The organism is uncultured Frigoribacterium sp., assembly GCF_963515265.1.
In the GTDB taxonomy this organism is placed as follows: domain Bacteria; phylum Actinomycetota; class Actinomycetes; order Actinomycetales; family Microbacteriaceae; genus Frigoribacterium.
On the sequence record NZ_CAUPYL010000150.1, the window covers coordinates 1 to 6,424 of the forward strand.

A 6,424-nucleotide genomic window follows, 5' to 3' on the forward strand; every position below is an offset into this window, starting at 1 on the left:
GCTCAGCGCTGCCGGCCGGTGCCCCGCAGCTCAGTGCCGGCGTGCCGGCTTCCGCGGGCGACGGAGCACCAGCAGGGTCCCGCCCGCGACCAGCAGCAGCACCGCGATGCTCGCGGGCACCGCCAGCTCCGTGCCGGTGAAGGCGAGGCTGCCGCCGCCGGGTGCGGTGACGACCAGGCCGCCTCCGTCAGCTGCCGGGGTGACGGCGACGCCCGGTGCCGCGGGCACCGTCACGGCCAGCTCGGCGGTCGAGCGGCTGCCGTCCTCGTCGGCGACCGAGTAGGTGACGGCCGCCGTCCCGGAGAACGCCGCCTCGGGGGTGAAGGTGATCGTGCCGTCGATGCCGACCCGCCAGGTGCCCGTGCGGGGCACCGTCACCGACGAGACGAGCTCGCCGCTGGCCGGGTCGACGAGCTGCACCGAGCGCGGGTCGAGCGCGGTCGAGCCCGAGCTGTCGTTGCCCGTCACCGTGACGGTCACGGGCGTGCCCGGGGCCGTCGTGCCGCGGTCGTCCACGGCGGTCGGGGGAGCGCCCACCGTCACGGAGACGGTCGAGCGGGCGATGCCGCCGTCGACGTCGCTGACGACGTAGGGCACGGTCGCCGTGCCGGTGTACGCGGCCTCGGGGGCGAAGGTGACCCGTCCCGTCGTCGCGTCCACCGTGAAGGTCCCGGTGCCGGCGATCGTGACGGTCGTGACCGGCGAGCCGGTCCCGTCGAGCAGCCTGACGGACGTCGGGGCCAGCGGGGTGCGGGCGTTGCCGGGCGCGTCGTTCGCCACCGGGTCGATCGTCACGGGGGTCCTGGCCGGCGTCTGCGCGCTGTCCGGTGCGGCCGTGGGGGCGACCGAGGTGACGGTGACCACGACGGTGGCCGTCGCGGTGAGTCCGCGTGCGTCGGCGACCTGGTAGGTGACCGGTGCCGTGGTGCCGACGAAGGCCTGAGCCGGAGAGAAGACGACCGAGCCCGTCGCGGGGTCGATCCGCAGCACGCCGACGCCGGGCAGGGTGAGGGTCTTCCCGCCGTCGGAGAGCGCGGCTCCGGCCGGCTGGCCGGTCGTCGTGAACACGACCGAGGTCGGGTCGATCGTCGCACCGCCGCGGACGCCCGCGGCGTCGTTGGCGACGAGGTCGACCGTGACCGGGGTGTTCTGCGGGGTGGTCGCCTGGTCGTCCCCGGCACGCGGGGCGACCGGGGTCACCGTGACCGTGGCGACGGCGGTGCTCGTGGCGCCCCCCGCGTCGGCGATCCGGTACGTGACCGGCGTCGTCGTGCCGGCGAAGCCGTCGGCCGGCGTGAAGGTCGCGACGCCCGAGGTGCGGTCGACGGTCCACACGCCCTGCGCCGGGACGGTCAGCGTGCGGCCGCCGTCGGAGACGACGGCGTCCTTCGGCTGGCCTGCGGCGGTGAAGACCACGGTGCTCCGGTCGACCGCCGTGCCGCCTGCCACGCCGGGGGCGTCGTTCCGCGGGAGGTCGACGGTGACCGCGGTGTTCTGCGGCGTGCTGGCCGTGTCGTCCTGGGCCTTCGGCCCGACCTCCCGCACGGTGACGGTGAGCGTCGCCGTGGTCGAGGTGCGGTCGACGTCGGAGACGCCGTAGACGACCGGCGAGGCCTCGCCGCGGAAGCCCGCGACCGGGGTGAAGGTGATCGCTCCGGTGGTCGGGTCGATCGTGTAGCTGCCCTGGTCGGCGACCGTGAGCGTGCGGCGGTCGGTCGACACGGCTGCTCCCGCGGGCTGTCCCTTCGCGGGGAACACGACCGAGGTCGGCTCGATCGGCGTCCGGGCGTTGCCGCCGCGGTCGTTCCCGACCACGTCGACCGTCACCGGGGTGCCCTGACGGGTCTCGGCCGTGTCGTCGGTCGCGGTCGGCGTGACGGGCGCCACGGTGACCGTGATCCGGCCGGCGCCCTGGGCCCCGCCCGTGTCGGCGACCTGGTAGACGACGGGGCTCGTCGTGCCGGTGGCGCCCTGGGCGGGCGTGTAGGTCACCTTTCCGGTGGTCGGGTCGGCCGTCCAGGTGCCCTGGCCGGGGACCGTCAGCGTGCGGCCGTCGTCCGAGACCGTCGCGCCAGAGGGCTGGCCGGTGGTCGGGAAGACGACGGTGGTCGGGTCGAGCGGCGTGCCGCCCTCCACGCCGGGTGCGTCGTTCGAGGTGACGTCGATCAGGACGGGCGTGTTCTGGCTCGTCGCGTCCGTGTCGTCGGCGGGCGCCGGGCCCACCGGGGCGACGGTGACCGTGACGGTCGTCACGGACGACTCGCCGTCGCTGTCGGCGACCCAGTAGCTGACCGGGGTGGCCTCGCCGCGGAACGCGGGCTCGGGCGTGAAGGTGATCTCGCCGGTGCCCGGGTCGATCTCGTAGACGCCCTGGTCGGGCACGGTGAGGGTACGGCCGTCCTTCGACACGGTCGCGTCGGCGGGCTGGCCGGGGGTGGTGAACGACACGCTCGTCGGGTCGATCGGGGTCTGCTCGTTGCCGGCCACGTCGTTGTCGAGCACGTCGGTCACGACGGGGCGACCCTGGGTCGTGGTCGGGCGGTCGGGCTTCGCCGTCGGGGCGACCGTGTTCACGGTCACCTCGATGGTGGCGGTGTCCGTCAGGCCGCTGATGTCCGACACCTGGTAGGTGACGACGTCGACGCGACCGGCGTAGCCGGGCGCCGGGGTGAAGGTCACGACGCCGGTGCGGGGGTCGGCGCGGTAGGTGCCCTGGCCGTCGACGGTCGCGACGCGGCCGTCGCCCGAGACCGTGACCCCGGCGGGCTGGCCCGCGGCGGGGAACACGACGGTGGTCGGGTCGACCGGGGTGCCGCCGGTCACGCCGGGGGCGTCGTTGGCGGTCACGTCGACCGTGACGGGGGCGTTCTGCCCGGTCGTCGCGATGTCGTCCGTGGCCCGGGGGGCGAGAGCGGTGACCGACACGGAGATCGGAGCGGTGGAGGCGGTGCCGTCGCCGTCGAGGGCGCGGTACGTCACCGGCGTCGCGTCGCCGCGGAACGCGGGGTCGGGCGTGAACGTGACCTGGCCGGTGGTCGGCGACGCGGTCCAGGTGCCCTGGCCGGGCACGGTCAGCGTGCGTCCGTCGTCCGAGAGGACGGCGCCGGCGGGCTGTCCGGCCGCAGAGAACGTCACGGAGGTGCGGTCGATGCGGCCGCGGTCGTTCCCGAGCACGTCGATCTCGACGGCGGCGCCCTGGCTGGTCGTCGCGGCGTCGGCGACCGCGGTGCCCGCGAAGGCGACGGTGATCGCCGCCGAGCCGCGCTTGCCGCGGACGTCGTCGACGGTGTAGCTCACCTTCGTCGGGTCCCCGACGAGACCGTCGGCGGGGGTGAACGTCACGCGGCCCGTGGCGGCGTCGACCGTCCAGGTGCCCTCGCCGGGGACGACGAGGGTGCGGCCGTCGCTCGACAGCTGTGCACCGGTGACGGCGGGCGCGAGCAGGCGCACGCTGGTGGCGTCGAGGTCGCCGGAGTCGTTGGCGAGCACGTCGACCGTGACCGGACGGCCCTCGACGGCGCCGCGCGACGCGTCGTCCTGGGCGGTCGGGCCGGCGAGCGGGTTCGTGAACTCGCACTTCACGTTGCTGCCGTTGGCCGACGGCACGGTGAAGGCGGCGGTGCTGCCCGTGCCCTCCGACACGACGGCGCCGGTCCCGATGTCCGTGCACCGGTACTCCGTCGCGTAGTCCGCCGGGTTCGTCTTGTCGTTGGCGGGCGTCTGCGTCGCCGTGTACGACTGGCCGGGCAGCAGGATGACGGGACCGGCGGTCGCCGACGTGCCCTTGTCGGTCGTGCTCGCGGTGGCCGGCTTCGGGATGTCCCCGCCGCCGACGGCGACGGTGAACTGGTCGTCGGCGTCGTGGCGCCCCTCGGAGAGCGTCGTCGACGCCTGACCGGTGGAGGGGTACTGGCGCGTGCCCATGTCGGTCAGGGCGGAGCGGGGGGAGCGCCGCTCGAGGATGTCACCCGTGACGGGGTTCACCTTGAGGAAGCTGTTCGCCCCGCTGCCGGAGATGTAGAGGTAGCCGTCGTCGGCGAAGGCCAGCGAGGTGAGGGCCGACGGCGGCGTGATGACGGGACCCACCGGGGTCGCTCTCGTGGTCCCCCCGTCCAGGGCCGCGGCGTCGACGCGGAAGACCTGGGCGGTGCCGGTGCCCCCGGACGGCACGGCGCTGCTCGAGATGAAGTACATGTTGCCGAGGCGGTCGAACGCGAGGTCGCCGTTTCCGCCGGGAGCCGACAGGGTCTTGACCGTCGTCGGCGTGCCGGCGATGGTGTTCGTGGCCGGGTCGTAGTTCGTGAAGGTGAACGTGCCCTCGTCGGCCGTCGACGAGGCGAACCCGCCGAACCAGTACTTGTCCGTCCGGGGGTCGACCCCGCCCATCTGGTTGGCCACCGTGGCGCCGGTCGAGCGGGCGGTGGTCTCCCAGGCGGTGCCCGGCGTCGACGCCGACGCCGTGTACTCGTACACGTTCGTCCCGTTGGTCATCAGCAGCTTGTCGCCGTCGTTCGTGAAGCCGAGCTGGTTCAGCCCGGTCGCGCCGGTCGGCTCGGTGAGCACGGTGGTCGTCGCACCGGTGGTCCGGTCGATCGACACCACGGAGGAAGAGCCGGACACGGTCCCGTAGATCGTCGCGGTCGAGAACTTCTCGGCCGCGGAGGCCATCTGGGGCACGAGCAGGGCCGAGCCGCCGGCGACGAGCGCGACGACGCAGCTGCCTGCCAGCAGTCGGAGGTGAGGGCGCGCTGATCGAGCGCGGTGCTTGGTGGGCACGGCGGAGCCTTTCGTCGGGTGGGTGCTCGGCGACGGGGATCATCGAGCTGTCAGAGTCAAGCGGTCCCCGGTCCCGACATCGGTCGACTGTCCTCACTTGTGCCGTCAAGTGGGGTACCCCGAGGCTGTCAGGAGTGGGGCGGCACTCGTTCTGCGGACATCGCAGGAGGCGCGGGTGCGCTCAGCGGATCACCCACGTCGTCGCAGACACGCGACGGGGTACGGTCGCGATCATGGGGGCGACGGGGCTGGCGCGGTGGGTCCTGCGTCCGGTGCTGCGCCTCCGGCTGGCCTGGTTCCGCCACCTCGTCCGCGGCGGGACGTTCCCGCCAGCCCCGACGGCAGCTGATCTGCAGGCCGCAGTCGAGGCTCGGGCCGACCCGTCGGCCGACCGGGTCGGCTGGCTCGGCAGCCCCGCCGGGGCCCGCTTCGGCGTGCTCCACGACGACCTCACCACCCTCGCCCGCGTGGCGTCGCTCGTCGAGGCACGGCGCGGCCGGCCGCTGGTCTGGAGCGAGGCCGGGACCGCCCTGCTCACGGTCCGCGACGCGGCGGAGAACGGGACCGCGGCGCTCGCCGACGTCGACGTGACCGTCGTCGCCCTCGGCTTCAGCGACGTCATGCTGATGACCTCGGCCGAGGCCTGGACGCGCGACCTCGACCGGCTCCTCGACTGCGCTCGTCGGCCCGGCCGTGTCCTCACCCCCGTGATCGTCGGCGGCAACCCGCCGATGGACCGCTTCACCGAGACCGCCTGGACGGGCCGGGAGCTGATCCGGCGGCAGGTCGCCCGGCTGGACGCGGCGACCGCAGAGCTCGTGCGTCGTCGCGGCGACTGCGTCTTCGTGCGCTTCCCCGACCTCGACGCCGGCGCCGCACAGGTCCGGGGCCGCCTCTGGTCGTGGTCGCGGGTGCACCAGCTCTGGGCCGCGGCCCTCGCGCCCGAGCTCACGCGCCTCCTCGACGAGGGCGCCTAGGGCGCCGGTCTGCGACCGGTGGCGGGAGCCCGACGCGCGCCGTCCGACGCAGGGGCGCGTTCGCACGGCAGGATGGCCTCGTGACGGACATCAGCGGCATCGACCTCGCCCACGAGCTGAGCCAGGTCGAGGCGCACTGGACGCCTCGGGTCGTGGGGCAGGTCAACGACCAGTACGTGAAGGTCGCGAAGCTGCTCGGCGAGCTCGTCTGGCACGCCCACGAGGCCGAGGACGAGATGTTCCTGGTCGTCTCGGGCCGCCTCCGCATCCAGCTGCCGGGCGACCAGGAGGTGGTGCTGGGCCCTGGCCAGTTCCACGTCGTGCCGCGGGGGGTCCAGCACAACCCGATCGCCGACGAGGAGGTGGAGATCGTCCTGATCGAGACGGTCACCACCGCGCACACCGGCGACGTCGTCGTCGAGGGGACGGTGCCGGTCGAGCGCCAGCTCGGCGACTTCCGCTGACGGGAGGCGTCGCCGACCGCGCCGGGGCCGCGCGACAGGTGAGAAGGGACTGGGCCGGCGTGGGCCCGCCCCTGCCGCGTCCCTTCTCGCCTACGGACCGGGGTCGGCGGGCCCGGGCCAAGGCTGCGGCCGCCCGGGCGAGGCGGACGACACGGGCGCCGCGACCGTCGGACCGCACCGGATAGCCTGGGCCGCACGGTGCGTCGC

Annotated in this window: 3 protein-coding genes; 2 read left to right on the forward strand and 1 reads right to left on the reverse strand. The window is 74.5% G+C overall.

Annotated features, from left to right (window positions below; genetic code table 11):
* Nucleotides 1-30: 30 nt before the first annotated feature.
* Nucleotides 31-4,776, reverse strand: coding sequence for an Ig-like domain-containing protein (locus RWM17_RS11065; RefSeq protein ID WP_314103668.1), 4,746 nt, complete (start codon nt 4,774-4,776; stop codon nt 31-33).
* A gap of 233 nt (nt 4,777-5,009) precedes the next feature.
* Here RWM17_RS11065 and RWM17_RS11070 point away from each other — a divergent pair, with 233 nt between their 5' ends.
* Together RWM17_RS11070 and RWM17_RS11075 are read left to right on the forward strand one after the other, a co-directional pair.
* Complete coding sequence (locus RWM17_RS11070; RefSeq protein ID WP_314103671.1) at nt 5,010-5,753, forward strand: hypothetical protein; 744 nt, start codon at nt 5,010-5,012, stop codon at nt 5,751-5,753.
* Between the two features lie 80 nt (nt 5,754-5,833).
* On the forward strand, nt 5,834-6,217 hold the full coding sequence (locus RWM17_RS11075) for a cupin domain-containing protein (RefSeq protein ID WP_314103673.1): 384 nt from the start codon (nt 5,834-5,836) through the stop codon (nt 6,215-6,217).
* The last annotated feature ends 207 nt before the right edge of the window (nt 6,218-6,424 follow it).